This window comes from Pseudomonas sp. UBA1879 (assembly GCF_002338065.1).
In the GTDB taxonomy this organism is placed as follows: domain Bacteria; phylum Pseudomonadota; class Gammaproteobacteria; order Pseudomonadales; family Pseudomonadaceae; genus Aquipseudomonas.
Map to the genome: position 1 here is coordinate 69,320 of NZ_DDHJ01000002.1, position 26,617 is coordinate 95,936.

Sequence of the window (26,617 nt, forward strand, 5' to 3'; positions counted from 1 at the left end):
AATCCCCTTACCCCGACCATTTTTGTAAGCTTGAAAGTGCCTGGACCGAAGAGTAAACCTTCAAGTCCGGGCTTTTTTTTGTCTGCTGCTTTTGTCTTTCTTGATCCACCGCTTGCGCCGCCGTCAGTCATACCTGCTTCTCCGAGCCAACACGAAACTTGCGGGAGCAGCCGGAGGCACGAGGGTCGCGAGGGTGGTGGATTAGGCGACTTACCCGGTGGCAGGGTGCACCGCCTGTCACCCATCACTGCCTCCAGGACGCTTCGATCTGGGTTTTCAGGTCACTGGGGATAGGGGCGAAGTCCAGCGCGCGAGCCTGTTCCTGACCGCTTTCCAGGGTCCAGCGAAAGAAGTCCTGCACCGTTTTCTGCTGGTTGGGGTTCTTGGGCTGTTTGTACATCACGATGAATGTCGCGGCGGTCACGGGGTAAGCGTTTTCGCCTGGGGCGTTGAGCATCGAGACGTCAAAGTCCTTGGCGTTCTTCCAGTCTGCGGTAGCCGCTGCGGCCTGAAACGACTCGGTACTCGGTGCCACGAACTTGCCCGCGGCGTTCTGTAACAGTCCGAAATTCATACCTTGCTGCTTGATGTAGGCGAACTCGACATAGCCGATCGAGTTCGGCATTTTTTTCACGTACGATGCCACCCCCTCGCTGCCTTTACTGCCGATGCCGACTGGCCACTTAACCGACGTCCCTGCGCCGACTTTGCCTTTCCATTCTGCGCTGACAGTGGACAGGTAGCTGGCCCAATTGAAGGTCGTGCCTGAATCGTCCGAGCGATACACGACGTTGATGGCACTGTCCGGCAGTTTCAAATCGGTGTTAAGCGCTGTCAGGGCCGGGTCGTTCCACTTCTTGATGTTGCCCAAATAGATGCCGGCCAACACCGAACCCGTCAGCTTCAGCGTTCCAGTTTTGATCGACGCTACATTGATGACGGGAACGACCCCACCGATCACCGATGGGAATTGCTGCAGGCCCAACTTCTCCAGTTCGGCTGAATGGATCGGCATGTCTGTTGCGCCGAAATCCACGGCGCCATCTTTGATCTGAGCGACACCCGCGCCTGAACCCACGCTTTGGTAATTCACTTTCACGCCGGTTTTCTGATCGTAATCGGTGGCCCACTTGAACAGGACCGGATAGATGAACGTGGAACCGGCGCCCGTGACTTCCTGGGCTGCAACAGCGCTGGCGGACAGGGACAGATTGAGCGCAATGCCTAGACCGCTGGCCAGCATCATTCGGGACAGTTGAAACATGGATGACTTCCTGTGATCGAGCGACATCGGGTGTGATGTCTTAATGGGATCACAGTAATCAGCACATTTTTATGACAAGGCGTTGCCGGAAGCCGCTGTCCGCGCGGGATGCGCATTCCCATGACCCGGTATAGACTCCAGACAGTCTTTTCTGGGGCGGCGGAATTTATGAAAGCGTCAGTTTCTCCGTATGAAAAAGAGCGCCTCGAGGCGCTGCACAGTCTGGAAATACTCGATACGCCCGCCGAAGCTTCTCTTGATCGGATCACTCGGCTGGTGGCAAGGGTGCTCGATGTGCCCATCGCCCTTGTGTCGTTGGTGGATGACGATCGGCAGTGGTTCAAGTCCCGCCAGGGTCTGGACGCGACGGAAACGCCGCGAGAACTAGCCTTCTGCGCCCATGCCATTTTGCAGGCCACGCCGCTGGTGGTTCCGGATGCGGCCGAAGACGAACGCTTCCGCGACAACCAGATGGTCACTGGTGCCCCTCATATTCGCTTTTATGCCGGCGTACCCATTCGCACCAGCAAAGGCTTCGCGCTCGGTACGCTGTGCGCCATCGATGAACGACCCCGGCAACTGACGCAAGACGAACTGGAGATCTTGCGTGAGCTGGCTGACATCGTCAGTCGTGAAATGCAGTTGCGGGAAAATCTGATGCTGGCGCGTTTGCAAAAGAACCGTTCTGACGCGCTGATGAGAGCCAGCGAAGCCGGGTATCGGTCGATGTTTGAGCTGGCCTCAGTGGGGATCGCACTGGTGGCCCCCGACGGCGGCTGGATCAGCGTCAACTCGGCCTTGTGCGAGATCATTGGCTACACGCCCGATGAGCTCAAAGACCTGACGTTTCAGGACATCACCCATCCGGACGACCTGAACACCGACATCGAATTGCTCACCCAACTGATCGACAACAAAATCGATCGCTATCAGCTGGAAAAGCGCTACCTGCGCAAGAACGGTCAGCCGGTCTGGATCAACCTTAGCGTCACCAAAAAGCTGTCTGAAGACGGGGATCTCGAGTATTTCATCTCCATCATCGAGAACATTCAGTCACGTAAAGAGCTAGAGCAGGAGGCGCGCCATGATGCGCTCACCGGCTTGTTCAACCGCCGTGCGCTGGACGCCATTCTGCCGATTGCCCAAGCACGCTCGGACCGATCAGGCTTGCAACTGGCGCTGATGTTCATCGACCTGGATGGCTTCAAGGCTGTGAACGACACCTTCGGCCACGACGCGGGCGACGATCTGCTGCGGGCCGTCGCGACGCGCTTGCAAAGCTGCGTACGTCGTACCGACAGCCTGATACGCCTGGCGGGCGATGAATTCATCGTGATTCTCGAAGGCATCGTGCCGGGCGTTGACGAGGCGAGGGAGGTGGCGAAGAAGCTGATCGCCGCGATTGCTGAGCCGATCATCCTCAAAGGTGGCGTGATTCGCACCAATGCCAGCGCCGGGTTTTCGATGTACGAACCCGGCTCCGGCAAAGCCCCCGACGAACTGATGCGCGAAGCAGACCGCTGGATGTACAAGGCCAAACATTCGGGGAAAGGGCAGGTGATGCCGTAAGTCGGTATGTGCTCGTCCGAGGTATGGAGCAGTGCCGCATCGCGCTACCTCGGCAAGCCTATGCCTTCGGCAGAAGCGCGTCCGCCGCATATGCGCGGCGGACCCTGGACCAACATCAGTGCAGCTTCATCCTTGGCTCGGTTCCGCGTCCGATTCGGCTGCCGAGCATCAGCATCGCCGTGCGGAACATTCCGTACAACGCCATCTGGTGCATGCGGTACAGCGAGACATAAAACATCCGCGCCAGCCAGCCCTCCAGCATCACGCTGCCCGTGAGGTTGCCCATCAGATTGCCCACTGCTGAAAACTTCGACAGCGAAATCAGCGAGCCGTAATCCTTGTAACGGTACTCCGGCAGCTCGCCACCTTCTATGCGCAGCCTCAACGATTTCACCAACAACGATGCCTGCTGGTGTGCTGCTTGAGCGCGTGGCGGCACGTTTCGGTCCGAGCCTTTTTGCGGACAGGCCGCACAGTCGCCGAACGCAAAAATATTGTCGTCGCGGGTGGTTTGCAGCGTCGGGCGCACCTGCAGCTGATTGATCCGGTTGGTCTCAAGCCCCGCAATGCCCTCCAGAAACGCGGGAGCGCGAATCCCTGCCGCCCATACCTTCAACGTCGCAGGAATGACCTGGCCGGTTGCGGTCACCAGACCTTCCGCCGTCACTTCACTGACGGCTGAGTTGGTCAGTACGGTGACGCCCAGTTTCTCAAGGGTTTTATGCACCGGGCCGCCGATACGCTCGGGCAACGCGGGCAATACGCGAGGGCCTGCTTCGATCACGGTGATGCGCAGGTTTTCCGGCTTGATCTGCCCGAGGCCATACGCTGCCAACTCGTGGGCCGCGTTGTGCAGCTCGGCGGCGAGTTCAACCCCCGTCGCGCCCGCGCCGACGATGGCCACGTTGATTTCTTCGGTGGCTGCGAGCTCAGTGGCGTGGGCGCGCAGATAGCGGTTCAGCAACTGCTGGTGAAAGCGTTCGGCCTGCTTGCGCGTGTCCAGAAACAGGCAGTGCTCGGCCGCACCTTTGGTGCCGAAATCGTTGGTCGTGCTGCCGACAGAAATCACCAGCGAGTCGTAACCCAGACTGCGCGCCGGGACCAATTCGTTGCCGTTTTCGTCCAGAGTGGCAGCGAGGTGGATCTGTTTGTTCTCGCGATCCAGGCCTTGCATCCGACCCAACTGAAACTGGAAGTGGTTCCACTTGGCCTGCGCCACGTAGTTCAGCTCGTCCTCGTAGGAATTGAGCGAACCGGCGGCGACTTCGTGCAGCAACGGTTTCCAGATGTGAGTCAGATTGGCGTCCACCAGCGTGACGCTGGCCGTGCCTTTCTTGCCGAGGGTTTTACCCAGACGGGTAGCCAGTTCCAGACCACCGGCGCCTCCGCCGACGATCACAATACGATGAGTCATGGGGATATCTCATAAGGCTTAAGGAATTCTCAAATGGGGTTATCCGCGCGAGCGCCAGGCAGCTCATAGCGACAGACAGCTCAGTAAATGGCTCGACCGGCCCAACCCGATTACCACGACGAGCACCACCCCAAGGAGCAGCCAAGGCCCAAAGGCCGGCGCTCGACTTGATGCTGAGGCGCTTCACGGTACTGTTCGACATGTGTCTGGTCGTCGGGGTTCAGGTGACGGTTCATAAAGCCTCGTCATGACGTTGACCGACGTCATTCGACGGCGGCCTGCAGTGCGGTAACTTCGCCGAGGGCCGCAGCCCTCAACGGTGATCAACGAGCAATGCCGCTTTGTAACATTCATGCGGACATTGCGCCATCACAGGCTGATCCCCACATCGAACACCACGCTACGCCCGAGGTTCGTGCGCAGGAAATCAGGCGCATCGGGGTGCGCGAACAGCACGCGGGCGAAGGTCGGGCCGACCAACGAGAGCGACCGCCAGCCCTGGCGCAAATATTCGGTGGGGGGAGGGAAGTGGCTGTTCAGGTCCAGCACCTCGCGCTTGAGGCTGGCGAACGCGATGATGTCCAACTCGCCCAGGTCCAACCCGCGCTCCCGATAGTTGTGGGCTTTTTTGCGCAGCGTCGGTGCCAGACGACGCAGCAACTCAGAGGCAGGAATGCGCTTGGGCTTGGCTTCGCGCCGCACCAGTTGACTCAGCGAAAACGCACTGCGCCGCCGTTGCAACTCCTCGCGCCACTCATCATTGAGCCGCCGCCCCTCGTCGAGCACGAAAAACACCTCAAAACACGCATCGCGAAACAATACGTCGGGCGGTTCCTGCCCGGCCGGCAGAAAGTCGTCAGCACGGTGGGGAATGTTCAGGCCTTGCAGCAAGCGTTGGCACACCCAACGCTCACGTTCCCATTTACGCGCATTGGACAGGAACGCATTGGCCTGCTCGGCCTGTATCGTCAGTAGACGGAGGTAATCGGAGTCGTCCATGGGGGAGAGCTTAGCGCTCTGGTGTGAAGATGAAACGTCCGGTGGAACATAAAGTTGAAGGCTCTGGTTCTGGCTTTCGATTCTGGCCGAACGCCGTGGGATCAAGCGTGCTCCCGCGCCCTCTGCACAGAAGCCTATCGCGTGCGCCTAAAATCAGGATTACACATCCCGCTGTTTCCTGAATTGCCCCGGCGGCATCCCATGGGCGTGACGAAACCGCCGTGAAAAGTACGCCTTGTCTGCAAACCCGCACAGTCGCGCAACTTCACCGACGGGTTTGCTGCCGTTGAGCAACAAGGTGCGTGCCAGGTGCATGCGGCGTTCTAGCACCAGTTCGCTGAAGGTCTTGCCGACCTCTTTGCGTAACCAGTGGGTCAGGTAATTGGGTGAAAGGAACGCGGCTGACGCGGCTTTTTTCAGGCTCAGGTCGGGGTCGCCGAGGTTTTTGCGCACGTATTCGGACATGCGCGCCAGTGCGTCGCGCCGGCTGCGCTCGGCGGCGTTATCGTCGGCCAGCAGTTTGATGGGCTCGGCGTAGAGCGCGCAGACCGTACCGATCAATTGCAGCAAACACCCCTTGAGGATTTCCCGCGTGCCGAATTGGCGGTTCTGGTCCAGCGTACGCATGCGGTCAAGCAGGTGCTGAATCTGCACGAAGTGATCAGCGTCGAGAGTGAAGTCCAGATGCTCTTGAAATCGAAACGGCGACAGCTCGGGCGCCAGTGCAATCGCCACGTCTTCGAGGTCCAGCGGATCGCATTGCAACTGGGGCAGCAGAAACGTCTGAGCAAAGTTGATCAGCAGAAAATTGCCTTCGGGCGGGTGCGGAATCAGGTGCAGTTTGTGCGGCAGGATGAACGCCAGCGTGTTGCGTGGAAACGGCCGGACGACGCCGCCAATGTGCTGCACCGTGTCGCCTCCCAGATTGATCTGAATCTGGAAATACTCGTGCCGGTGAGGCGCGGTTTCCGGCTTGCCTTCAGTCTTGCCCCGGATGTAGAAATCCGGCCGCTCGCTGCGTTGCTGCATGCCGAAAGTGGGGATGCGATTAGCAGAGTCCATCGTGGTAGTCCTCAATCGTCTGCCATCATTGTCAGTTGTCATACGACAGCATTCAAAATCTTTCTGTTCATGAACCCGGATATTTTTGTCCAAAAAAAGCCTTCCGCATCAGGCAAAAAAAACCGCTCTATCTCAAGGGTTTCGTCAGTCTTCGCACGAAAGTTTTTGGTCGCGGGCGCTCACTTTTTTTTGGACATTTCATTACGCGGGCGCTCTGAAATCCAAAAACGTTCTAAGCCGCGTCTTGTTTAAAACATGTCGTACGATAACTTAGGAAGCGCGCTTCATCACTCGATTCCAATAAAAACAATGAGGAATTCTCATGTCGAGCAACCCTGATATTCAGGCGATCGATGCTGCCGTGGCCGCGCCGATGGCCGCCGCTCCCGCACGTCCCACCTCCCATCGGCGCTGGTTCATGCTCTCGCTGTTGTTGATCGCGACGATCATCAACTACGTGGACCGGGTCAACATTTCCATCGCTGCGCCCTTCATGGCCAAGGACCTGGGACTCGATAAAGTCCAGATGGGCCTGATCTTCTCCGCGTTTGCCTGGACTTACGCTTTCGCGCTGGTACCGGCCGGTTTCATCGCCGACCGCTTCGGCTCCCGACTGACGTACGGCGTCTCACTGATCTCCTGGTCTGCCGTCACTGTTTGCCAAGGGTTGGCAGGCGGTTTCACATCGCTGTTCGGCCTGCGACTGGTGATCGGCGCCATGGAAGCCCCGGCGTTCCCGGCCAACAGTCGTGCCGTCACGGTCTGGTTCCCGGCCCGGGAAAGGGGCATGGCCAGCAGCATCTACGTCTGTGGTCAGTATCTGGGAACAGCGCTGTTCACCGGCCTGCTGCTATGGCTGGCGACGACCTACGACTGGCGTCACGTGTTCTACAGCACCGGTATCGTCGGGATTCTTTTTGGCATCGCCTGGTTGTACCTCTACCGCGATCCGCTGAGCTGCAAAAAAGTCAGCAAGCAGGAACTGGAGTACATCGAAGCGGGCGGCGGCCTGGTCAAAAGCAGCCAGGACAAAAATAAATTCAAATGGGCGCAGATCGCCGAGCTGTTTCAGTACCGGCAAGTGTGGGCCATTTGCATTGGCAAATTCGCCAACACCTCGGTGCTGTATTTCTTCCTGACCTGGTTCCCGACGTACCTGATCGAAGAGCGTCATCTGACCATGGTGAAAGTCGGGATCTTCGCAATTCTGCCCTTCATTGGCGCAACGGTCGGCGTGCTGTTGGCAGGCATCGTTTCCGACTGGCTGATTCGCCGCGGTGTCTCGCTGTCCTTTGCCCGCAAGCTGCCATTGGTAGTGGGTTCGGCGCTCGGCATGTCGATCATGCTGGTGAACTTCACCGACTCCAACACCGTGTGCATCGTGCTGTTGACCGTCGCGTTCTTCGCCCAGGGCATCGCGTCCGCTTCGTGGGCGGCGGTCTCCGAAATCGCGCCTAAAGAGCTGATCGGCCTGACCGGTGGCGTCACTAGCTTGGCGGCAAATATCGGTGGCATCGTGACGCCGATCGTCATCGGCCAGATCCTTCACGTGACAGGTGGTTTCGCCTGGGCGTTCTGGTTCATCGGCGGTCTGGCGTGCATGGGCTCTCTGTCTTACTCGCTCTTGCTGGGCCGCATTTATCGCATCCAACTCAAGGCTCGGTAAGCGTTACGAATGTGTGTGTGACCTTCTGCCGATCTGGGCAAAGGCGTACGTGAGTGCGCCTTTTTTATGCCCGCGACATTGAGGGTTTTAGTCCAGCGCTAACACGGTTTTGTCCAACTTTCAGGCGTTTCGATCCCGTAGTCTCTGGTTAAAACGGTAATCCCTGTAGCAGTGAGCTTGCTCGCTAAAGCGGCGTAGAGGTCGATGCATGTGGACACAGTCAGATGGCATCGCGAGCAAGTTCACTCCTGCAGGGCGTCATGAAAACCGACGATCACCCCCTCCGGGCCCAAGGGAATTTCCATGAACAACTTTGTCTTTGACCCCCCGCGTATTCACAGCCTGCCTGTGAGCGGTAGCGACGCGCGCTTTCCTGTCGCCCGCGTGTTCTGCCTGGGCCGCAATTATTACTGGGGCGACACCCTCAACGCCGTGCGCGAAGTCCCGGCATTCTTCATGAAGCCCGCGACGTCGGTAATCGACGCCGTCGGTGAGCTGGATTTTCCGACCCAGACCGAGCAGTTCTGTCACGAAATCGAACTGGTGGTCGCCGTCGGCAAAGACGGCTTCGAGATCAGCGAGGCGCAGGCTCTGGACCACGTCTGGGGCTATGCCGCAGGCCTGGACCTGACCCGGCGCGATCTGCAAATGGCGGCCAAAGCGGTCGGCAACCCGTGGGAGCCTGCGAAGGCGTTCGACGGTTCTGCGCCGATCACGCCGATCAAGCCCGCCACTGCTGACGGCCATCCGACACAGGGCGCGATCTGGCTCAGGGTCAACGGCGTCGAACGTCAGCGCTCGGACCTCGACAGCCAGATCTGGTCAGTGAGCGAAATCATCAGCCAGCTTTCCCATTCCGTCGGCCTGCGCGCCGGAGATTTGATCATGACCGGCACACCGCCTGGCGTCGCAGCGCTTCAGACGGGGGACGTGATCAACGCGGGCATCACCGGCATCGGCGAACTGGAAATGCGCGTCGGCAGCCGTCGCTGACTGACCCGCGCCACACGCAATCAGACACGCAACAGGAGAACAATAATGACTGAACAATCCCTCGCAAAAATCGCTTTGGTCACCGGCGCAGGCAGTGGCATCGGTCGCGCCGTGGCACTGGGGCTGCTGGAAGACGGCTACAAGGTCGTCGTCACCGGACGCCGCATCGAACCGCTGGAAGAACTCGTGGCCCTCGCCCGCGAGCAGGGCGGCGAAGCGCTGGCGGTCTCCACCGACGTGCGCGATCCGGCCAGCGTCGACACGCTGTTCGCGACCATTGACGAGGTTTACGGCCGACTCGACGTTGTCTTCAACAACGCGGGTGTCAACGCTCCTGCGGTGCCGATGGACGAGTTGCCGGTCGAGAAATGGCTGAGCGTGATCGACACCAACGTCACCGGCGTTTTCCTCTGCAGCCGTGGCGCGTTCGGCTTGATGCGCAAGCAGTCGCCGCAAGGGGGCCGGATCATCAACAACGGTTCGATTTCCGCCCATGTGCCGCGGCCGTTCACCGCGCCGTACACGGCCAGCAAACACGCGGTGTTGGGCCTCACCAAGAGCCTCGCGCTGGATGGCCGCGAATTCAACATCGCTTGCAGCCAGATCGACATCGGCAACGCATTGACCGAGCTGTCGGTGCGCATGACCAAGGGCGTGCGCCAGGCCAATGGCTCGATAGCGGTAGAGCCGATGATCGACGTCAAACACATCGCCGACGCCGTGCGCTACATCTCGGCGCTGCCACTGTCGGCCAACGTGCTGAACATGACCGTCATGGCGACCAACATGCCTTTCGTGGGCCGTGGTTGATCCTTTTTGCCTTCTGATGCAAGCGAGACTTCGATGAAACCTGAAATCCTGCAACTGAGCCCGATCCTCATCCCCGACATCAACGCGCGGTTGAATGCGCTCTACACCGTGCGCCCGTATTTTCAACAAACCGACAAGGCGGCGTACCTGGCCAAGCACGGCGCTCACATCCGCGGCGTTGTCACGGGCGGACATACGGGCATCACGCGGGCGGTGATGGAGCAACTGCCCAAGGTCGAGGTGATCGCGGTCAATGGCGTTGGAACCGATGCCGTCGATCTGGCGTACGCCCGTGATCGCGGCATTCGCGTGACTGCAACGATTGGCGCGCTGACCGAAGACGTCGCGGACCTCGCCATCGGCCTGTTGATCTCGGCCTGTCGCGGGTTGGGAACAGGCGACCGCTACGTGCGTTCCGGCGAGTGGGCCAGAACCGCTACGCCACTGGTGCCGTTGCCTTTGGCGCGTCAGTTCAGCGGCATGCGCGTGGGCATCGTGGGGCTGGGGCGGGTCGGGCGTGCCGTGGCCACCCGAGCCGCGGCGTTCGGGTGCCCGATCCGCTACACCGACCTCAATGCAATGAGCGACGTGCCTTACACCTTCGTCAGCGATCTGGTGGAGCTGGCCCGTCAAAGCGACGCACTGATCGTCGCAGCGGCAGCCGACAAAGCCAAAGGCATCATCAACGCCCGGGTGCTGGAAGCGTTGGGCGCGCAGGGGTATCTGATCAACGTCGCGCGGGGCAGCCTGGTCAACGAGCCAGACCTCGTCGCCGCCTTGCAATCGGGATTAATCGCTGGCGCCGGGCTGGACGTGTTCGTCGATGAGCCAAACGTGCCCGACGTGTTGTTCGGGCTGGAAACCGTCATCCTCCAACCCCATCGCGCCAGCGCCACCGTGCAGACGCGTACCAAGATGGGCGAGATGGTATTGGCGAGTCTGGCGGCAGTTCTGGAGGGTAAGGAGCCGGTTGGCGCCGTCGCATAGATTTTGCCGACTCCGCTGGTCATTCCGGAGCCGGCTTGCTGGCGAAATCGGTGCATGAGTCATCTCAACTGTCACTGGCTCGCCGCATTCGCCAACACGCCGGCCCCGACGCCCTTCGGGCAGAATCAAAACCTCGCCGACCCCAACGCCAGTTCCGCGACCAGAAAATCAATGAACGCCCGAGTTTTCAATGGCACTCGGCGCGCCGAGGGGTACACCGCATTCACCGAAATCGCCGGGGCCTGCCAGTCGGTCAACACCGCCTGCAAGCGCCCCTCCGCCACGGCTCGTTCGACGATGAAGTTGGGCAACAACGCGATGCCCATTCCCCCCACCGCCGCCTGAGCCAGAATGTCGCCATTGTTCGCGTGCAACGGCCCACTGACCGTGACACGTTGCGTCTCTTTGCCGTTGCACAGTTGCAGGCTGATCCCGCTTTGCAGGTAGCCGTAACTGAGAAAAGGGTGATTCGCCAGGTCTTTCGGCGTCTGCGGCGCGCCATGTTTGGCGAGGTATCCAGGCGACGCGACCATCAGCCGAGGCGCGGGCGCCAGCGATCGCGCCACCAGCGAGGAGTCCGGCAGACTGGCGATGCGGATCGTCACGTCAAAGCCGCCTTTCACCGGGTCGACCTGTTGATCGCTGAGCACCACCTGCAACTCGACATTCGGGTGCAGCGCATTGAACCGCGGAATCAACGGCCCCAGCCGACTCAGTCCGAACGACATCGGCGCGTTGACCCGCAACACCCCGCGAATCTCGCCCATGCCCGTGCGCGCCCGTTGTTCGGCTTCGTCCAAAGCCGCAATGACATCGCGACAGGCGTCGTAGTACTCCGCCCCGGCTTCAGTCAGATGCAGGCTGCGCGTTGTGCGTTGCAGCAACTGCACGCCAATCGCCTCTTCCAGCGCCTGAATCTGTTTGCTGACTTTCGAGCGCGGTACGTCCAGCGCGCGGGCAGCTGCAGCGAACCCGTTAGCACCTACGGTGGCAACAAACGCGCGCATGCATTCGATGCGATCCATGAGCGTTCCTATTTTGGAAACAATGAGTCTCAATTCTAAGGGATTGTCCCGATACCGCCCAGTCCGTAGATTGGCCCCCAAGCCAGCAAGCAAACAGCGCAACGCGCTCTAGCGGCTAACCCTACGACCCTTATCGAATCCAGAGGAACATGCCATGTCTATCCGCGAACTGCTGAACCCGACCAATGCTGCACTGATTCTGATCGACCACCAGCCTCAGATGGCCTTCGGCGTGCAGTCGATCGATCGCCAAACCTTGAAGAACAACACCGTGGGCCTGGCCAAAGCCGCCAAAATCTTCAACGTGCCAACGATCTACACCTCGGTCGAAACCCAGAGCTTCAGTGGTTACATTTGGCCAGAACTGCTGGCCGTGCACCCGGACCAACAGCCTATCGAGCGCACCTCGATGAACTCCTGGGAAGACAAGAAACTGGTCGACGCCGTCAAAGCGACCGGTCGCAAGAAGCTGATCATCGCCGCCCTTTGGACCGAGGTCTGCCTGAACTTCCCAACCCTCGACGCACTGGCGGAAGGCTACGAGGTTTACATCGTCACCGATGCTTCGGGCGGCACCACCAAAGAAGCCCACGACATGTCTGTGCAACGCATGATTCAGGCAGGCGCGGTCCCAGTGACCTGGCAACAAGTGCTGCTCGAATTCCAACGCGATTGGGCACACAAAGAGACTTACGAAGCGGTCATGCAACTGGTGCTCGAACACAGCGGCGCCTACGGCATGGGTGTCGACTACGCCTACACCATGGTCCACGGCGCACCACAGCGTCAGGTGAGCTAACTCACACGGTTTGGTGAAGCTTCCTACCCGATGGCGCGAATGAACCTGCGCCATCGTCACAGTGGTGGTGTCCAGCTTGGAGCCGATTCTGTAGGAGGCGCCGGAGGCACGACGACAGCGATCTGGTCCACGGCGCACCACAGCGTCAGGTGAGCTAACTCACACGGTTTGGCAAAGCTTCCCACCCGATGGCGCGAATGAACCTGCGCCATCGTGGCAGTGGTGGTGTCCAGCTTGGAGCCGATTCTGTAGGAGACGCCGGAGGCACGACGGCAGCGATCTGGCGCGAAGCGGCAGCAAATCCAGCGAATACGCTGCCTCTGACACCCCTGCGATCAATGCTGCTTCGGCTCGAATTCTCCGGAAAACAACTCATCCTCCGCGTCCGGCGCCACTGGAATCGCATGCTCTTCCGACGCCCACGCGCCCAGATCGATCAGTTTGCAGCGGTCAGAACAGAACGGTCGAAATTTGCTCTCGGGCGTCCATTCGACAGGCGCCCCGCAGGTTGGACAATCGACGGTCATTGGTTGGCTCATCATTGGCCTCCACGCAAAGTCAGGTAAAAGTGATGCAGTCGCTCGACCTCGCTTCTCAGCCAGATCGGGTCGCGGTCGTTGACGATCACATCGTCTGCCCGACTCAGTCGCTCCTCGCGACTCGCCTGCGCCTTGAGGATCGCCCGGACCTGCGCCTCGTTGGTCTTGTCGCGAAGCACTGTGCGCTCGATCTGCACCGCCTCCGGCACATCGATCACCAACACACGTTGCACCATCTGATGCTGCGTTGTTTCAAGCAACAGCGGCGACACCAGAATCGCGTAGGGCGACTCAGCGCGGGCCAGGTATTGGCGGATTTCCTCACGAATCAACGGGTGTAGGAGCCCTTCGAGCCAGACCCGCTGCTGAGGGTCATTGAAAATCAGCTCTCGCAACGCGCCACGGTTCAGCGTGCCATCGGCCTGCAGCACACCTTCACCGAAATGCTCGGCAATCTGCGCCAGGGCAGGGCGCCCAGGCTCAACCACCCAACGCGCGGCATTATCGGCATCCACCAAATGAACGCCCAGATCGACGAAACACTGCGCCGCCGCACTCTTGCCGCTGCCAATGCCACCCGTCAGGCCTAGGATCCAGGGGGTTGCAGGTTGCTGCGTGTGAGGAGAGGTCATCTGAAGCCAGCGATCTGCAAATATGAAGTCGTTATTTGATCACCCCAGAGCAAGGCGATCCACCCCGCAATCGCCAGATACGGCCCGAACGGGATCGGCGTACTCGTCTCGACATTGCGCAAACGCAGCAAAATCAGGCCTAACACCGCGCCGACAATCGACGACAACAAAATCGTCAACGGCAAAATCTGCCAGCCACCCCAAGCGCCCAGCATCGACAGCAACTTGAAATCGCCATAACCCATGCCTTCCTTGCCCGTGATCAGCTTGAACAGCCAAAACACCCCCCACAACACCAAATACCCCGCCACCGCGCCCCACAGCGCATCGGAAAGCGAAGCGAAAAGCCCGAACGCATTGACGATCAACCCCAACCACAGCAGCGGCAACACAATTGCATCCGGCAGTAATTGGTGATCGGCGTCGATCAAACTCATCGCCAACAACCCCCAACTTAACACCAACACTGCGCCCGCCTGCCAACCGAAACCGAAATGCCAGGCGACATACGCCGACATTACCCCGCACGTCAGCTCGACCAGCGGATAGCGTTTGCTGATCGGCGCCTTGCAGCTCGAACACTTCCCGCCCAAAACCAGGTAGCTAATGACCGGCAGATTCTCCCATGCGCGGATCTTGTGCGAACAATGCGGGCATCGGGAGCGGGGGAGGAGGAGGTTGAAGGTTTCCGGCGTGGGTTCTGGAGGGAGCTCCAGCACTTCACGGGCCTGGGTTTTCCAGTCGCGCAGCATCATTTTTGGGAGACGGTAAACGACGACGTTGAGGAAACTGCCGACGAGAAGACCAAGGATTAACGCACAAACGGCGAAGGCCAGCGGGGAGCTGGCCAGGAAGTCGGGGAGGGACATGGTTAGACGACGTTTCCGAGCTGGAAGATGGGGAGGTACATGGCCAGAACAAGGCCACCGACGACCACACCCAACACCGCCATGATCATCGGCTCCATCAGGCTTGTCAGGCTGTCGACCATGTTATCGACTTCGTCTTCGTAATAAGTAGCAACCTTGTCCAGCATCGAATCCAGTGCGCCCGATTCTTCCCCGATGGAGGTCATCTGCACGGCAAGCATCGGAAACACGCCAACACTGCGCATCGAAAAGTTCAGTTGCATGCCGGTGGAGACATCTTGCTTAACCTTGATCACTGCATTTCTGAAGACAACGTTGCCAGTTGCTCCTGCTACTGAGTCCAAGGCTTCGACCAGAGGAACGCCAGCGGCAAAAGTTGTGGCGAGTGTGCGCGCGTAGCGAGCTACGGCGGATTTGTAAATCAACGGCCCGATGACGGGAACTTTTAAGAGCGCTTTATCCATCCAGTCCCGAAACTTCTCGGAGGTTTTATAGGCTCTCCCAAAGGCGAATATCACAAATACAAGCCCAGCCAAGATGAAATACCAGCTGTCTTGGACAAACTGAGAAAGAGCGACAACCATCTTTGTAAAAGCTGGCAGATCTGCGCCAAAACTCGTGAAAATCGCCTGAAATTGAGGGACAACTTTGATCAGCAGAATTCCCGTAACGATGACCGCAACGATAAGAACGGCGATTGGGTAAGTCATGGCTTTTTTGATTTTGGCCTTGAGCTTTTCCGTTTTTTCTTTATAGGTCGCTACGCGGTCCAACAGTGATTCCAATGCACCTGCCTGCTCGCCTGCGTCGACAAGGTTGCAAAACAGATCATCAAAATATTGAGGTTTTCTTCTTAACGCCGTTGCGAAACTATTACCCGCTGCCACTTCCTGTTTCAGATCATCAACCAGCTTCCGCATGTTTGGGTTTTCGGAGCCTTCGGAAATTATATCGAACGACTGGAGCAGCGGAACGCCTGCCTTCATCATGGTTGCCATTTGACGACTGAAGAAGGCAATGTCCAAGGGTTTGATTTTTTTGCCTGCGCCAAAAATCGAAACCGACTTTTTTCTGACCTTGGTGGGGTTGATGCCCTGCTTACGCAGCTGGGCTTTGATGAGTGCCGGATTATGCCCCGACAATTCACCGGTGACCTTGGTCCCTTTTTTATCCAGACCTTCCCAGCTATAAACACTGGCTTTTACTACCTTGGTAGCCATGCTTAGTCCTTGGTCACGCGGTTGATTTCCTCAAGGCTGGTTAGCCCCTGCATTGCCTTTTTGAGACCGGACGTGCGCAAATCGTTAAAGCCGTCTTTCCGCATCTGTGCGGAAATCTCGATCGAGTTGCCTTCTTCCATGATGATTCTTTCAAGGGCAGGGGTATTCTTCACCACCTCGTAAATACCTACCCTACCCTTGTAGCCACCATTGCAGTGCTCGCAGCCAACGGGCGAATACAAAGCGAACTTGCCAATTTTGTCTTCCGGAAAGCCTTCGGCAATCAGCGTCTCGCGAGGCACATCTATCTCTTTCTTACAGTGAGGACAAAGCTTTCGGGCCAGGCGCTGCGCGATGATCAAGTTGATAGCGGTTGCGATATTGAAGGCTGCAATACCCATGTGATGCAAACGGGTCAGCGTCTCGGCCGCGCTGTTGGTGTGAAGTGTTGAGAGCACCATATGCCCTGTCTGCGAGGCCTTAATAGCGATTTCCGCCGTTTCCAAGTCTCGAATCTCACCGACCATAATCACGTCAGGATCCTGACGAAGAAACGCACGAAGCGCTTGCGAAAAGTCCATCCCCTGACGGGGGTTAACGTTCACCTGGTTGATGCCCTCGAGGTTGATTTCGACCGGATCTTCCGCAGTTGAAATGTTGATATCCACGGTATTGAGGATGTTCAGGCCTGTATAAAGCGATACGGTCTTACCCGAACCCGTAGGTCCCGTAACCAAAATCATGCCTTGAGGCTGCCGCAGCGCCTGCAAATACAGTTCTTTCTGTTCCGGCTCATAGCCCAAGGCGTCAATACCCATTTGGGCACTGGTCGGATCAAGAATCCGCATAACGATTTTTTCGCCCCACAATGTAGGGAGCGTGTTCACCCGAAAATCAATCGCGCGGGTTTTGGATATCCGCAACTTAATGCGACCGTCTTGAGGCTTCCGGCGTTCTGAAATGTCCAGACCAGCCATGACCTTCAATCGTGCTGCAATGCGGCCTGCAAGTTGGGTAGGTGGTTTGGCGACCTCATGCAGTACGCCATCTGTACGCAAGCGGACCCGGAATGTTTTTTCGTAAGGCTCGAAGTGGAGGTCTGATGAACCAAGACGGATAGCGTCCATTAGCATTTTGTTAACGAAGCGGACTACGGGAGCGTCTTCCGAATCCACCTCTTCCAAGGTCGCTTCTTTGGCCTCGACCATGGTTTCGATTTCTAGGCTGAGATCGACATCCGCCATTTCGCTCAACCCGCCATGGGTATCGAACATCTTGTCGATGGCAACGCTAAGTTTGTCGTCCTCCACCAAAATCGCTTCAGTATTCAAGCCAGTACTGAACTGAATATCAGTGATCGCTTGGTGATTGGTTGGGTCCGACACGCCCACGAACAGCTTATTACCGCGCCGCCAGAGCGGGAGTGCAGAATGCTGGCGAACGAGCTTTTCGCTGACGAGACCCTTGGGCTGGCTCTCGCGGTCCAGCGTGGTGAGGTCGAGAAAAGGCAGCCCAAACTGGTCTGATGCCATTTCGGCAAGCAATAAGCTTTTAACTAGTTTGTTTTGAACCAGATAGCTGACAAGGGAAATCTTGTCGCGGCGTGCTTGCTGGTAAGCCTGCTGAGCAGATTTTTCATCGAGGAGTTCGGCGACGACCAGCTGCTTAGCCAAACCAGTGAGAACAACATCAGTCATAGAGCCACCAAACGCCGACAGTGGGGTGGTTTATAGCGTAGTCAGGCTTTGCTGCCAAATATCCACATTGAAAGTGACAAAAAACGTCAGTTTGTGCGCGGTCGAAAGAGTTGTGCGAAGCGGATGTGGTTTGCCGACCACGATTTTAAGCAAATCAGGATTTGGCACGGCATGTGCTCAGGATTTCGTAGGGGCACACATAATTGACGCCTGGAGTAGTAATCATGAATGCACAAAAAGGTTTCACCCTGATCGAACTGATGATCGTCGTTGCGATCATCGGGATTCTGGCCGCTGTCGCCATTCCCCAATACAGTGACTACACGTCTCGTGCCAAGGCAGCTGCCACGATTTCTGACATCGGTGTTTATCAAAACGCTGTAAGCCTCTGTGCTCAAGAAACTGGATCGTTGACAGCATGCGCTGCTGGCAGTAACGGAGTTCCAGCAGCAGCTGATACTCCGAATGCGACAGGGTTGGCGGTTTCAGCGGCCGGTGCGATTACTGCAACCAGTACAGCTACGACGTCTACTGGCACTAAGCTGACAGTTATCCACACTCCAACGCTCACTACTGGAGCTGCGGCCATTGCTTGGGTTGAGTCTGGCACTATCTGTAATAAAGACCGCGGTATGAAGCCGGGTCAAGGTGGCTGCGCAGTTGCGGCTGCCTCTACAGGTACAGGAGGTCAATAACACTTAGCGCCGAAATAGCTCAGTCGGTAGAGCAGCGCACTCGTAACGCGAAGGTCGTAGGTTCGATTCCTATTTTCGGCACCAGCAACACCCAAAGCCCGGTCCCAGTGACCGGGCTTTTTCATGCGAGGTGTCTGCCTCATGTCCAGCCCCGCCCACGCTGTCAGCGGCGTCATACCTCGATTGTCGGGATTTGCTTGGCTTCAAAGAGACGCGTCCTACTGCGCTTCTCCTCCAATGCGTTGACAATGCACCCCTTACATCCACAATGGTTTTTTCCAGCCAGCCCGAATCAAGGAGAGTGAATGAACGCAGACGCATCACCCAGCTCTCTGATCGGTGTCGGGGTCTACACCCCAGCTGAAGCGGCCCTCTACACCGACATTCCGTCAAAAGACATCCGACGCTGGATATTCGGCTACAAATCGGAGGGGGTTGAGTATCCGGGGCTTTGGCTCCCTGAGCTTGGACGCAGCGAAGAAAAGCTGCTCGGTTTTCACGACCTGCTCGAAATCCGGTTTGTGCATGCTTTCCGCAAGCATGGTCTCAGCCTCCAGACCATTCGTGCTGCATCGACTCAGGCGCGGGAGCTCTTCAATCAGGCGTATCCCTTCACCTGTAAGCAGTTTCAAACGGACGGCAGGAGCATTTTTGCCACGGTCTTCGACCAGACTGGCGATGAGGCAATTCTGGATCTTGCCAAGCGTCAATACGCGTTTCGACAGGTCATTGGTCCTTCGCTTTATGAAGGGATCGACTACACGGGAGAGGGAAGGGCCCTGCGCTGGTATCCAGTAAAGCGAAGCAAGGCGGTGGTGCTTGATCCGAGTCGCAATTTTGGCAAACCTGTTCTGGCATCCACTGGTGTAGACACTTCGACGATTTATCACGCGTATCTCGCCGAAGGTCGAGATGCAAAGCGTGTCGCGTCAATTTTCGAAATTCCTATCGCAGCAGTGGGAGCTGCGGTCAGTTTTGAGAACAGGATTGCCGCTTGAGCTTTCTGATCGACAATAACTTGCCCCCTGCACTGGCAAGAGCCCTTCATGAACTTTGCAAGGCCGATGGACACAGTGTTGTTGCCCTTCGAGAGAAGTTTGACCAGCGCTCAAGCGATGTCTCATGGATCTCGACTTTGAGGTCTGAAGGAAAGTGGTCGGTGGTGTCGCAGGATAAGTTCACCAAGGGTGACGCTGAACGCAGAGCCTTTCGTGAGTGTGGTCTCCCGATTTTTTGTTTGGCCAAGCAGTGGGGGCAGGAGCCCTATTGGAGCAAAGCGCAGAACCTCGTCAAATGGTGGCCTGCAATTTTGCATCACGCGGAGCTGGCGAGTGACGGAACGGCTTTCCGGGTCGCGTGGCGGTTCTCAGCATCGAACAGGTTTGAGCTCATTAAAATGTAAAAGCCCGGCTTTCTATGCCGGGCTTTCTGCTGATAAGAAGGTGAAGCCGGTGCTCGTTATGCAGGCCTGACGATCGACAACTTCGCCATCAAAGCGTCCAGTAGCTCACAACCCTGTCCTTACCGAAATGAATACTCAAACTATTCCCGTGGTTCTCGACGTTACCGTTCACCTTGCCGGCGGCGGTTGAGGCGGCGTTGGAGGCTTGGTTGGCGGAGCTGGCCACGCCCAAGGCGCTGCCGACGGCACCTGCGCCAGGAATGTAGCCGACCAGGTTAGAGGCGGCGCTCAGGTTGCCGGTTTTGTCGTAACTCCAGCGGTAGCTGCCATCTGAATAGGTGGTCTGGCTGTCGGGCACGCCGTAGAGGCTCTGGACTTGGGCTTGTGTGGTTTTATGCGGAATGAGGTGGGACTGGACGTAAGAAGCGCTGAATTTGTCTTCGCCGCCCATGGAGGCGCAACCGGAAATGAGGGTAATAGCCAGCGCGCACAGAAGTCTTGTTTTCATTGAGAATCTCCTTCCCTGAGTAATGATCCAATTATTAGAATTTGTTACAAATCTGAATAATTCGCGATTGTAGCGAGAGAAGTGGGTTTTTCAACTGCAAAAAGGTGCGTCAGTTCGCATTTTTCGCCCCGCTGAGAACCATTCGTCATGAGCATAGTTCTGCGAGGAAGACGGGCGCCGGAAAGAGCGACGCCCGATGGCGACGTTATCGCGCCAGTCAGATACTCAACCGCATCGACAAATCCACGGCCTTCACATCCTTGGTCAACGTCCCGATCGAGATGTAATCCACCCCCGTTTCCGCAATCGAGCGCAGGGTCGCGTCCGTCACGCCGCCGCTCGCTTCAAGCTTGGCCTTGCCCGCTGTCAGGCGGACGGCTTCGCGCATGTCGTCGTGGCTGAGTTCGTCGAGCATGATGATGTCGGCGCCGCCGGCGAGGGCTTGGTTCAGTTCGTCGAGGCTTTCGACTTCGACTTCCACCGGTTTGCCGGGAGCGATTTTGTGGGCGGCGGCGATGGCGTCGGCGATGCCGCCGCAAGCTGCGATATGGTTCTCTTTAATAAGGAATGCGTCGTACAGGCCGATGCGGTGGTTGTGGCAGCCGCCGCAGGTGACGGCGTATTTCTGCGCCAAGCGCAGTCCGGGCAAGGTTTTGCGGGTGTCGAGCAATTTGACGTGCGTGTCGGCGACCATGTCCGCGTAGTGCCGGGCGCGGGTCGCGACGCCGGAAAGCAACTGCAGGAAGTTGAGGGCGCTACGTTCGCCTGTCAGCAGCGAGCGCGCGGGCCCTTCGAGGTGGAAGAGGGGCTGATTGGGTTTGACCCGGTCGCCATCGGCGACTTGCCAGTGCACCGCGACGCGCTGATCCAACTGCCGGAATACGCTGTCGACCCAAGCCGTACCGGCGATTACCGCGTCGTCGCGGGAAATCACGGTGGCCTTGGCCAATCGTTCGGCGGGAATCAACTGAGCGGTGATGTCGCCGCTGCCCACGTCTTCAAGCAACGCTCGGCGCACATTGGCTTCGATTTCCGCAGTCAGCGATGCGAGGCATAGGTTCGGCATATCAGACTCCACTTACTAAGTGCGCGGAGTATAAGGCAGTCACCTGTACCAACCCACCTGTCTCATGCCATTCAATTGAGTGCAAGACCTGCACTTTGTCGGTTTTTTCGTTACAGATGCGATGGAACGGCATTTTTGCGGTCCTACGCCTCACGTAAGCCTTCGCCTACTCCTATATTTCTGAAGTGTGCGAAGACTCTGCTGGCGAGCAGACAAATTTTGAAAGATACTTCGCCTTGTATTTGACGTCATAGGTTTGACGTTCTGCCTGTACACCTCAGGGACTACACATTTTGAGATTCCGCCATGTGAGGGCTTCGCGTTCGCTGGCGCTCAAGGTGTGGCTGATGCAGTGGCTGATTGAGTGAGTTTGACGAGGGGTCCTTGATGCAGAACGACAGCAAAGTAGTGCCTTTGGGCAAGTCAGGTCCGGATCAACCGGGGTCTTCGCCTGTCGCCCGGCTGCCTGTCGTCCTTTTGCAAGTGCGCGACAGAGCCGCGCAGCAGCTTAAGGAGAGTCTGCAAAGCCTGTTCGATAACGCCGATGACACGCTGTTCGAAATGGCAGACCGGGCGCACAACAACGCCGAGCAGAACGTCTTTTTCGAAGCCATGCGCGACTTGCGGCTCAAGCGCAAAAGCATTGAGCGCAATTTCCTCGACAAATTCTTCGAGGCGTTTCTGCGCCTTGGTCAATACGAGATCGCCGAGCCGATCCTCAACGAACCCGTTTCTTTCGACAAACTTGCGCTGGTCCATAACGACGACCTGGAGCGCACGGTCGCTGTCGACGCGATGGTGACCAAAGTGGTCAACCGCGATGGCGTCGCGTTGAGCCAGCTGACCACCCGCCTCAACGAGCTGATTCCCCAGCCACTGACCGACGAAACCAACCCGCTGGGTCCTACGCTGCTGTGCGATTTTTTCTTGCAGGCAGGGCGGAATCTGGGCGTCGAGATCAAGGTCAAGCTGATCATTCTCAAGCTGTTCGAGAAGTACGCCCTCGCCGACGCCGATCAACTGTATGAAGCCGCCAACCAGCTGCTGATTGCGGCAGGCGTATTGCCGGATCTGAAGGTGCTGCCTTCGCGTCGCTCGACGGACAGGTCCTCGAGCAATGCGGCTGCGCGTGAAGCTCAGCGGGCCGACAATGCGTCGTTGGTGCAGGCGACCGAAAAACTCGATCAAAGCGTGCAGGAAGTGTTCTCGGCGCTGCAGGAATTGTTGGTCTATGTGCGCGGCAACCTGACGCCACGCTCGGACAGCGCGGCAGCCGATGCGCGTCCGATTTCCAGTCAAGACCTGCTGCGTCTGCTCTCGCATTTGCAGCAGTATGTCCCGCGCGCCGACACTCCTGATGACTTCGACCTTCGTACCCAACTCGAGCAACTGATTGGCCGGGTCAGTGCGCGCAGCGGCAAATTCCGCACCGTGGGCACAGTCGATGAGGACGTGATCAACCTCATTTCAATGCTGTTCGAATTCATCCTCGATGACCGCAACCTGCCGGGCTCGCTTCGTGCGCTGATTGGCCGCTTGCAGATCCCGATGCTGAAAGTCGCGGTGATCGATAAAAGCTTTTTCAGTCGTGGCAGCCATCCGGCGCGCCGTTTGCTGAACGAGATCGCGTCGGCCGCGCTGGGTTGGGGCGGGCGTGATGACAGTCAGCGGGACTCGCTCTACACCCGCATCGATCAGATTGTGCAGCGCCTGTTGCACGATTTCGTCGATGATCCGGCGATCTTCACCGAACTGTTGGTGGATTTCCTGGCGTTCACCAGCGATGAGCGTCGTCGCAGCGAACTGCTCGAACAGCGCACCCGCGATGCCGAAGAAGGCCGGGCGTTGGCCGAGTTGGCGCGTGAGCGGGTGCAACAGGCGCTCAACGACCGCTTGCTTGGCAGGACCTTGCCGGAAGTGGTCGTGCGTTTGTTGCAGGAAGCCTGGAGCAAAGTGCTGTTGCTGACGTGCCTCAAACACGGTGAGCAGTCGAGCGAGTGGCAGGCCGGATTGCAGGCGATGGACGACCTGATCTGGAGTGTCGAGCCTCACGACGAGCCCGATGCCCGCCAGCGCCTGTTGGAGCTGGTACCGGGGTTGCTCAAGTCGCTGCGCGATGGCCTGAGCAGTGCAGCGTTCGACCCGTTCGCGACCAGTGAATTTTTCAGTCAGCTCGAAGCGCTGCATGTGCAGGCGTTCAACCACGTTGCGCGCAGCCCTGAAGAGATCGCGTCAACTGAACAATTGGCGCCGGCCGACCCTGAATCCTCGGTTGGCCCTTCGATGATGGCGGTCGTCGAAGAGATCGTGCTGGTTGCGCCGGGTGAGCAGGTCATGAGTGAGCCTTCGCTGCACTTGCCAGAGAACGACGAAGGCCTGTTGCAAGTCGACAAATTGCGTCTGGGCAGTTGGGTCGAGATTCAGGAAGACGAAGACCACAAATTGCGCTGCAAGCTGGCGGCCATCGTCGAGCCGAGCGGGCGCTATGTGTTCGTCAATCGCACCGGCATGAAAGTGTTGGAGAAGACACGTATGGGGCTGGCGGTCGAGTTCCGCCGCGGCGCGATTCGCGTCCTGGACGATTCGCTGTTGTTCGACCGGGCGCTGGAGTCGGTGCTGGGGAATCTGCGCAAGCTGAAGGGTTGATGGCGCCGCTTGCACGCCTTTTGGGGGAGTGAGCTTGCTCGCGATGACTGCTCTTCTGACGCCATAGCTCCCGTGGGTGTAAAGGCCTCTTCGCGAGCAAGCTCACTCCTACAAGGGCGCATGAGATTCATCCGGATGCAGGTTGCCTCTCCAGACTCCCACATCCTCTCCCATCGCGGGCATACTGGCCGCTGCCGATTCACGCTTTAAGGATCTTCCATGCAAATGGACCCCGCCACGGGCTGGTGCCACGGCGCGCACCTTTGCCCTTCACCCAATTTCAATGCCCGCCCTGAGGCGGAAATTTCGCTGCTGGTGATCCACAACATCAGCCTGCCGCCCGCGCAGTTCAAAACCGGAAAGGTCCAAGCATTTTTCCAAAACCGGCTGGACGTCACAGAGCATCCTTACTTTGAAGGCATCGCCGAGCTGCGGGTCTCTGCGCATTTTCTGATCGAGCGTGATGGTGAGCTGACTCAGTTCGTCTCGTGTCTGGATCGCGCCTGGCACGCCGGGGTTTCCATGTTCGAGGGGCGCGAGACGTGCAATGACTTTTCCATCGGCATCGAGTTGGAAGGGACTGACGATCAGCCCTTCACCGACGCGCAGTACGAAACACTGACAGCGCTGACCCGGCAATTGCAGCAGGCCTGGCCCGCAATCACGACCCAACGGATCACCGGCCACAGCGACATTGCGCCGGGCCGCAAGACCGATCCCGGCCCCTGTTTTGATTGGGCGCGGTTTCGTTCGGCATTGCAGGATTGAATCTAGGAGCAAGTGATGAGTTTTTTGGTGTTGCTGTTGGCCGTGTGGATCGAGAAGTTTTCTGCGTTGCGCCAGCGTGTTCAACGGGATGCCCCTTGGCTCAATCAGCTGGGGCGGCTTGAGTCCAACCCGCGCACGGCCAAACGTCCTTGGTGGATTCTGACGTTGACGGTGCTGCTGCCGTGCCTCGTGTTGGCGCTGCTGTTGGTCATCGTCAGCTCGGTTGCGTACGGCTGGCTGGCGTTGCCGATTCACCTGCTGGTGCTGATTTACAGCCTGGGGCGTGGCGATATCAAAGCCAACCTGGGCTCCTTCCGCGATGCCTGTCGCCGTGGGGATCAAGAAGCCGCTGTGCTGGTTGCCGATCGGGATTTGGGTGTGCAGGCCGAGAACGAGGAAGAGCTGCTGGGCGGCGCGCAGACGTACCTTTTGTGGCAGGTCTATCAAGGGTTCTTTGCAGTCATCTTCTGGTATTTCGTCTTGGGCCCCGTTGCGGCACTGGCTTATCGGCTGCTGGCACTGGCGTCCGAGCGCGGCAGAACCGCTGCGCTGGTCGAGCGCGCCACGCAGCTGCGTCACGCCTTCGACTGGGTGCCGGTGCGTTTGCTGGCGGCGAGCTTTGCCCTTGTGGGCAATTTCATGGCGGTCAGCCGCGTCATGCTCAGCGAGCTGTTGAACTGGAACATCAGCGCGTCGGAATTGATCACCCGCGTCGGCTGCGTGGCAGGCGAAGTGCCTGCCCCGGTGGTGGGCGTCGAAGGGGTGAACAGCCTGGACGTACTCTGGGAATTGCTCATCCGAGCGGCCATTGTGTGGTACGCCGGGTTTGCGCTGTTCACGTTGTTTGTTTGACTGGGTGGATGATCGAAAACACTTTGTGAGAGGGTGGCGGGCGGGGGCAGTGCTTGTCAGTGCGCGTGCAGTCTGGGTTATGTGTCTCGCTCGCGATTAGCTTCTGGCCGAATGCCGTGGAAGCCGGCTTGCTGGCGAAGGCGTCAGGTCAGCCAATGCGATGCTGAATGCTCCATCGCTTTCGCCAGCAAGCCGGCTCCCACAAAGATCCGTACCGACCTGTTACGTGTGCCAATACGATCAATCCAAGGAGACCCGCATGTCCCATCCGCGTATCGAAAGCATCCTGATCACCAACGACGACGGCATCGACGCGCCGGGGCTGGAAGTGCTCGAAGCGGTCGCACGGGAGTTGGCCGATGACGTCTGGGTCGTCGCTCCGGAGCAGGACCAAAGCGGGATCTCCCATGCCCTCAGCCTGCATCACCCGCTGCGGGTAAAGGCCCGGGGTGACAAGCGTTTTTCGGTATCGGGCACCCCGGCTGATTGCGTTGCCATCGGCTTGCGCCAACTGATGGAAAAGCCGCCGCAACTCTTGCTGTCGGGCATCAACAAAGGCGCCAACCTAGGCGTCGAAACCATGTTCTCGGGCACCGTGGGTGCCGCAATGGCGGGCCTGCTGCTGGGGGTGCCTTCGATCGCCTTGAGCCAGTTTTTCACCCGCCGAGACGCCGTGAAATGGGGCACTGCCAGAGCCTTGGCCCCGGATGTGATTCGTCGCCTGATCAGCATGGAATGGGCAGCCGACGTGTGCCTGAACGTGAATTTCCCGGACGTTGACCCGCAAGCGGCAGGCCCGCTGCAGATCACCCGCCAGGGCATCGGTCGCATGGACGGTCTGAACATCACCCAGCGCACCGACATGCGCGAACAGGGCTACTCCTGGCTGAACATCGACCGTCACGAGCGCACCGACTTCGAAGACAGCGAAACGTATGTCGTCACCCACGGCGGGATTTCGGCCACGCCTTTACGTTTCGAGCGTACGGACCTGAATGTGATGGCGCGTCTGAAAGACACCCTTAAATCGCAGTAGCGCAAGGATGTGTGGGCGGGGGCGCCACTGGAATCGCCGCCGGCCATCTCCTATCCATGCGGACAGATTTGACCTGTTTACTGACGCGCGTTTTCTTGC

Annotated in this window: 25 protein-coding genes, 1 tRNA gene and 1 pseudogene; 14 read left to right on the forward strand and 13 right to left on the reverse strand. The window is 58.3% G+C overall.

The window, feature by feature from the left end; genetic code table 11:
* Nucleotides 1-244: 244 nt before the first annotated feature.
* Nucleotides 245-1,246: a phosphate ABC transporter substrate-binding protein PstS gene (pstS, locus tag B3N48_RS02105; RefSeq protein WP_414704184.1), complete on the reverse strand. Its 1,002-nt coding sequence runs from the start codon at nucleotides 1,244-1,246 to the stop codon at nucleotides 245-247.
* 186 nt (nucleotides 1,247-1,432) lie between these two features.
* Here pstS and B3N48_RS02110 point away from each other — a divergent pair, with 186 nt between their 5' ends.
* Nucleotides 1,433-2,833, forward strand: a complete 1,401-nt coding sequence (locus B3N48_RS02110; protein WP_296178878.1) for a diguanylate cyclase domain-containing protein — start codon at nucleotides 1,433-1,435, stop codon at nucleotides 2,831-2,833.
* 115 nt (nucleotides 2,834-2,948) lie between these two features.
* Here B3N48_RS02110 and B3N48_RS02115 read toward each other — a convergent pair whose 3' ends face one another.
* From B3N48_RS02115 to B3N48_RS02130, 4 genes and pseudogenes are all read right to left on the reverse strand, one after another.
* A complete protein-coding gene (locus B3N48_RS02115) occupies nucleotides 2,949-4,247 on the reverse strand; it encodes an NAD(P)/FAD-dependent oxidoreductase (protein WP_296178879.1) in 1,299 nt (432 codons plus the stop codon).
* Between the two features lie 63 nt (nucleotides 4,248-4,310).
* Nucleotides 4,311-4,483: pseudogene (locus tag B3N48_RS02120) on the reverse strand (DUF3094 family protein).
* 133 nt (nucleotides 4,484-4,616) lie between these two features.
* Nucleotides 4,617-5,246, reverse strand: coding sequence for a DUF1780 domain-containing protein (locus B3N48_RS02125; RefSeq protein ID WP_296178880.1), 630 nt, complete (start codon nucleotides 5,244-5,246; stop codon nucleotides 4,617-4,619).
* Nucleotides 5,247-5,405: 159 nt separating this feature from the next.
* Nucleotides 5,406-6,308, reverse strand: coding sequence for a helix-turn-helix transcriptional regulator (locus tag B3N48_RS02130; RefSeq protein WP_296178881.1), 903 nt, complete (start codon nucleotides 6,306-6,308; stop codon nucleotides 5,406-5,408).
* A 373-nt stretch (nucleotides 6,309-6,681) separates the two neighbouring features.
* Here B3N48_RS02130 and B3N48_RS02135 point away from each other — a divergent pair, with 373 nt between their 5' ends.
* The 4 genes from B3N48_RS02135 (at nucleotide 6,682) to B3N48_RS02150 (ending at nucleotide 10,764) form a co-directional block, all read left to right on the forward strand.
* Entirely contained in the window at nucleotides 6,682-7,974 is a 1,293-nt protein-coding gene (locus tag B3N48_RS02135) for an MFS transporter (RefSeq protein WP_414704185.1), read from the forward strand.
* Nucleotides 7,975-8,271: 297 nt separating this feature from the next.
* On the forward strand, nucleotides 8,272-8,967 hold the full coding sequence (locus B3N48_RS02140; RefSeq protein ID WP_296179133.1) for a fumarylacetoacetate hydrolase family protein: 696 nt from the start codon (nucleotides 8,272-8,274) through the stop codon (nucleotides 8,965-8,967).
* Between the two features lie 45 nt (nucleotides 8,968-9,012).
* Nucleotides 9,013-9,777, forward strand: coding sequence for an SDR family oxidoreductase (locus B3N48_RS02145; protein ID WP_296178883.1), 765 nt, complete (start codon nucleotides 9,013-9,015; stop codon nucleotides 9,775-9,777).
* Between the two features lie 33 nt (nucleotides 9,778-9,810).
* Nucleotides 9,811-10,764, forward strand: a complete 954-nt coding sequence (locus B3N48_RS02150; RefSeq protein WP_296178884.1) for a 2-hydroxyacid dehydrogenase — start codon at nucleotides 9,811-9,813, stop codon at nucleotides 10,762-10,764.
* A 125-nt stretch (nucleotides 10,765-10,889) separates the two neighbouring features.
* Here the strand turns inward: B3N48_RS02150 and B3N48_RS02155 are convergent, their stop codons facing one another.
* Nucleotides 10,890-11,789, reverse strand: a complete 900-nt coding sequence (locus B3N48_RS02155; RefSeq protein WP_296178885.1) for a LysR family transcriptional regulator — start codon at nucleotides 11,787-11,789, stop codon at nucleotides 10,890-10,892.
* Nucleotides 11,790-11,943: 154 nt separating this feature from the next.
* Here B3N48_RS02155 and B3N48_RS02160 point away from each other — a divergent pair, with 154 nt between their 5' ends.
* Nucleotides 11,944-12,588 carry a hydrolase gene (locus B3N48_RS02160; protein WP_296178886.1) on the forward strand — a complete coding sequence of 215 codons (645 nt, stop codon included), beginning with the start codon at nucleotides 11,944-11,946 and terminating at the stop codon, nucleotides 12,586-12,588.
* Between the two features lie 335 nt (nucleotides 12,589-12,923).
* Here the strand turns inward: B3N48_RS02160 and yacG are convergent, their stop codons facing one another.
* From yacG to pilB, 5 genes are read right to left on the reverse strand one after another with little or no spacing between them, the layout of a single operon-like run.
* Nucleotides 12,924-13,127 carry a DNA gyrase inhibitor YacG gene (gene yacG, locus B3N48_RS02165; protein ID WP_296178887.1) on the reverse strand — a complete coding sequence of 68 codons (204 nt, stop codon included), beginning with the start codon at nucleotides 13,125-13,127 and terminating at the stop codon, nucleotides 12,924-12,926.
* A complete protein-coding gene (gene coaE, locus B3N48_RS02170) occupies nucleotides 13,127-13,759 on the reverse strand; it encodes a dephospho-CoA kinase (RefSeq protein ID WP_296178888.1) in 633 nt (210 codons plus the stop codon). The genes yacG and coaE overlap by 1 nt, the downstream gene beginning before the upstream one ends.
* Nucleotides 13,756-14,628 (reverse strand): prepilin peptidase, encoded by an 873-nt coding sequence (locus B3N48_RS02175; protein WP_296178889.1) that lies wholly within the window; start codon nucleotides 14,626-14,628, stop codon nucleotides 13,756-13,758. Before B3N48_RS02175 ends, coaE begins: the two co-directional genes overlap by 4 nt.
* A gap of 2 nt (nucleotides 14,629-14,630) precedes the next feature.
* Nucleotides 14,631-15,848, reverse strand: coding sequence for a type II secretion system F family protein (locus tag B3N48_RS02180; RefSeq protein WP_296178890.1), 1,218 nt, complete (start codon nucleotides 15,846-15,848; stop codon nucleotides 14,631-14,633).
* Between the two features lie 2 nt (nucleotides 15,849-15,850).
* Entirely contained in the window at nucleotides 15,851-17,545 is a 1,695-nt protein-coding gene (gene pilB / locus B3N48_RS02185) for a type IV-A pilus assembly ATPase PilB (RefSeq protein ID WP_296178891.1), read from the reverse strand.
* A gap of 224 nt (nucleotides 17,546-17,769) precedes the next feature.
* On the opposite strand from pilB, the gene B3N48_RS02190 reads away from it, so the two are divergent.
* The 4 genes from B3N48_RS02190 to B3N48_RS02205 all read left to right on the forward strand — a co-directional run bounded on the left by B3N48_RS02190 (nucleotide 17,770) and on the right by B3N48_RS02205 (nucleotide 19,642).
* Nucleotides 17,770-18,240, forward strand: coding sequence for a pilin (locus B3N48_RS02190; protein ID WP_296178892.1), 471 nt, complete (start codon nucleotides 17,770-17,772; stop codon nucleotides 18,238-18,240).
* Between the two features lie 8 nt (nucleotides 18,241-18,248).
* Nucleotides 18,249-18,324, forward strand: a tRNA-Thr gene (locus tag B3N48_RS02195).
* Between the two features lie 326 nt (nucleotides 18,325-18,650).
* Entirely contained in the window at nucleotides 18,651-19,238 is a 588-nt protein-coding gene (locus tag B3N48_RS02200) for a DUF433 domain-containing protein (protein ID WP_296179134.1), read from the forward strand.
* Nucleotides 19,235-19,642 carry a hypothetical protein gene (locus tag B3N48_RS02205; protein WP_296178893.1) on the forward strand — a complete coding sequence of 136 codons (408 nt, stop codon included), beginning with the start codon at nucleotides 19,235-19,237 and terminating at the stop codon, nucleotides 19,640-19,642. The genes B3N48_RS02200 and B3N48_RS02205 overlap by 4 nt, the downstream gene beginning before the upstream one ends.
* Nucleotides 19,643-19,730: 88 nt before the next feature.
* Here B3N48_RS02205 and B3N48_RS02210 read toward each other — a convergent pair whose 3' ends face one another.
* Nucleotides 19,731-20,150, reverse strand: a complete 420-nt coding sequence (locus B3N48_RS02210) for a hypothetical protein (protein WP_296178894.1) — start codon at nucleotides 20,148-20,150, stop codon at nucleotides 19,731-19,733.
* Between the two features lie 217 nt (nucleotides 20,151-20,367).
* The gene (gene nadC, locus B3N48_RS02215) at nucleotides 20,368-21,216 is read right to left on the reverse strand and encodes a carboxylating nicotinate-nucleotide diphosphorylase (RefSeq protein WP_296178895.1); all 849 of its coding nucleotides are present in this window, start codon (nucleotides 21,214-21,216) and stop codon (nucleotides 20,368-20,370) included.
* Nucleotides 21,217-21,603: 387 nt separating this feature from the next.
* On the opposite strand from nadC, the gene B3N48_RS02220 reads away from it, so the two are divergent.
* The 4 genes from B3N48_RS02220 to surE all read left to right on the forward strand — a co-directional run bounded on the left by B3N48_RS02220 (nucleotide 21,604) and on the right by surE (nucleotide 26,518).
* Nucleotides 21,604-23,862 carry a DUF1631 domain-containing protein gene (locus tag B3N48_RS02220; protein WP_296178896.1) on the forward strand — a complete coding sequence of 753 codons (2,259 nt, stop codon included), beginning with the start codon at nucleotides 21,604-21,606 and terminating at the stop codon, nucleotides 23,860-23,862.
* Between the two features lie 219 nt (nucleotides 23,863-24,081).
* Nucleotides 24,082-24,630 carry a 1,6-anhydro-N-acetylmuramyl-L-alanine amidase AmpD gene (gene ampD / locus B3N48_RS02225; RefSeq protein ID WP_296178897.1) on the forward strand — a complete coding sequence of 183 codons (549 nt, stop codon included), beginning with the start codon at nucleotides 24,082-24,084 and terminating at the stop codon, nucleotides 24,628-24,630.
* A gap of 15 nt (nucleotides 24,631-24,645) precedes the next feature.
* Nucleotides 24,646-25,482 (forward strand): regulatory signaling modulator protein AmpE, encoded by an 837-nt coding sequence (gene ampE, locus B3N48_RS02230; protein WP_296178898.1) that lies wholly within the window; start codon nucleotides 24,646-24,648, stop codon nucleotides 25,480-25,482.
* Between the two features lie 259 nt (nucleotides 25,483-25,741).
* Nucleotides 25,742-26,518 carry a 5'/3'-nucleotidase SurE gene (gene surE / locus B3N48_RS02235; RefSeq protein ID WP_296178899.1) on the forward strand — a complete coding sequence of 259 codons (777 nt, stop codon included), beginning with the start codon at nucleotides 25,742-25,744 and terminating at the stop codon, nucleotides 26,516-26,518.
* Nucleotides 26,519-26,617: the final 99 nt, after the last annotated feature.

Coding starts and splice junctions, on each gene's coding strand:
- pstS (WP_414704184.1), bottom strand. CDS start 1,246: ATGATGCTGGCCAGCGGTCTAGGCATTGCGCTCAATCTGTCCCTGTCC.
- B3N48_RS02110 (WP_296178878.1), top strand. CDS start 1,433: ATGAAAGCGTCAGTTTCTCCGTATGAAAAAGAGCGCCTCGAGGCGCTG.
- B3N48_RS02115 (WP_296178879.1), bottom strand. CDS start 4,247: ATGACTCATCGTATTGTGATCGTCGGCGGAGGCGCCGGTGGTCTGGAA.
- B3N48_RS02125 (WP_296178880.1), bottom strand. CDS start 5,246: ATGGACGACTCCGATTACCTCCGTCTACTGACGATACAGGCCGAGCAG.
- B3N48_RS02130 (WP_296178881.1), bottom strand. CDS start 6,308: ATGGACTCTGCTAATCGCATCCCCACTTTCGGCATGCAGCAACGCAGC.
- B3N48_RS02135 (WP_414704185.1), top strand. CDS start 6,682: ATGGCCGCCGCTCCCGCACGTCCCACCTCCCATCGGCGCTGGTTCATG.
- B3N48_RS02145 (WP_296178883.1), top strand. CDS start 9,013: ATGACTGAACAATCCCTCGCAAAAATCGCTTTGGTCACCGGCGCAGGC.
- B3N48_RS02150 (WP_296178884.1), top strand. CDS start 9,811: ATGAAACCTGAAATCCTGCAACTGAGCCCGATCCTCATCCCCGACATC.
- B3N48_RS02155 (WP_296178885.1), bottom strand. CDS start 11,789: ATGGATCGCATCGAATGCATGCGCGCGTTTGTTGCCACCGTAGGTGCT.
- B3N48_RS02160 (WP_296178886.1), top strand. CDS start 11,944: ATGTCTATCCGCGAACTGCTGAACCCGACCAATGCTGCACTGATTCTG.
- yacG (WP_296178887.1), bottom strand. CDS start 13,127: ATGAGCCAACCAATGACCGTCGATTGTCCAACCTGCGGGGCGCCTGTC.
- coaE (WP_296178888.1), bottom strand. CDS start 13,759: ATGACCTCTCCTCACACGCAGCAACCTGCAACCCCCTGGATCCTAGGC.
- B3N48_RS02175 (WP_296178889.1), bottom strand. CDS start 14,628: ATGTCCCTCCCCGACTTCCTGGCCAGCTCCCCGCTGGCCTTCGCCGTT.
- B3N48_RS02180 (WP_296178890.1), bottom strand. CDS start 15,848: ATGGCTACCAAGGTAGTAAAAGCCAGTGTTTATAGCTGGGAAGGTCTG.
- pilB (WP_296178891.1), bottom strand. CDS start 17,545: ATGACTGATGTTGTTCTCACTGGTTTGGCTAAGCAGCTGGTCGTCGCC.
- B3N48_RS02190 (WP_296178892.1), top strand. CDS start 17,770: ATGAATGCACAAAAAGGTTTCACCCTGATCGAACTGATGATCGTCGTT.
- B3N48_RS02210 (WP_296178894.1), bottom strand. CDS start 20,150: ATGAAAACAAGACTTCTGTGCGCGCTGGCTATTACCCTCATTTCCGGT.
- nadC (WP_296178895.1), bottom strand. CDS start 21,216: ATGCCGAACCTATGCCTCGCATCGCTGACTGCGGAAATCGAAGCCAAT.
- B3N48_RS02220 (WP_296178896.1), top strand. CDS start 21,604: ATGCAGAACGACAGCAAAGTAGTGCCTTTGGGCAAGTCAGGTCCGGAT.
- ampD (WP_296178897.1), top strand. CDS start 24,082: ATGCAAATGGACCCCGCCACGGGCTGGTGCCACGGCGCGCACCTTTGC.
- ampE (WP_296178898.1), top strand. CDS start 24,646: ATGAGTTTTTTGGTGTTGCTGTTGGCCGTGTGGATCGAGAAGTTTTCT.
- surE (WP_296178899.1), top strand. CDS start 25,742: ATGTCCCATCCGCGTATCGAAAGCATCCTGATCACCAACGACGACGGC.